This window comes from Priestia sp. P5_B4 (assembly GCF_056400385.1).
The window spans coordinates 1-630 of sequence record NZ_JBFULJ010001417.1 but is presented as its reverse complement, the minus strand read 5'-3'; the positions used below and the strand labels follow the sequence as shown (position 1 = coordinate 630).

Sequence of the window (630 nt, the reverse complement as noted above, 5' to 3'; positions counted from 1 at the left end):
CCAGAGTGGCGCAGCGTGCCGCCGCATTGGATGGCCTCATTGCTACGCAAGAGCTCACGCTTCGCAATTAGGCCCTCCAACGCGACGACCGCCGCGCACCTCGCATCCGGTTGCGCGACAGCACTTGTTGAGTGGATGCGTAGTTTGATCGGTGCGCGCCAACTGCCAGCACACCAGACGGGCGGCGCCTTGCCCGTCGAGGGCATCGCGGCATACGCGGTGCAATGTCCGCGCCAGCGCGATGCCCTCTCTCGGGCTTCGGCACCTTCGCGGCGAACTGAGAAGAACAGCTATGCAAGCGTCTGAGATCTTCGCCCTGAAAGCGACGTGCTGGTACGCCGAAGTGCAGGACCGGGCCCGCTAAGAGACGGACCCTCTCCCCAACCCCTCTCCCGAAGGGAGACGGGCGCCGCTTGCCCATCAGATCACTGCGAGGAACATCGCCTGCCAGAGGCGACGAAGCACGACGGTGCGCGCGCCGAGGTGGGCGATGTTCCGTCCGTCTGGTGTGCTGGCAGTCGGCGCGTGCATCAACCGCCGACGAATCCATTCACCAAATGCTGTCGCGAGACCCCCAACTGCCGAGCGCAGCGGTGCGTCGTGTTGGATGTCCCTTTGCGGAGTGTTTGC

General features: G+C 64.9%; 1 protein-coding gene. It reads right to left on the bottom strand.

Annotated features, from left to right (window positions below; genetic code table 11):
* Positions 1-420: 420 nt before the first annotated feature.
* Positions 421-630 (bottom strand): hypothetical protein (locus tag AC1DRF_RS31325; RefSeq protein WP_477742742.1); only part of this gene is annotated, 210 nt, incomplete at its 5' end.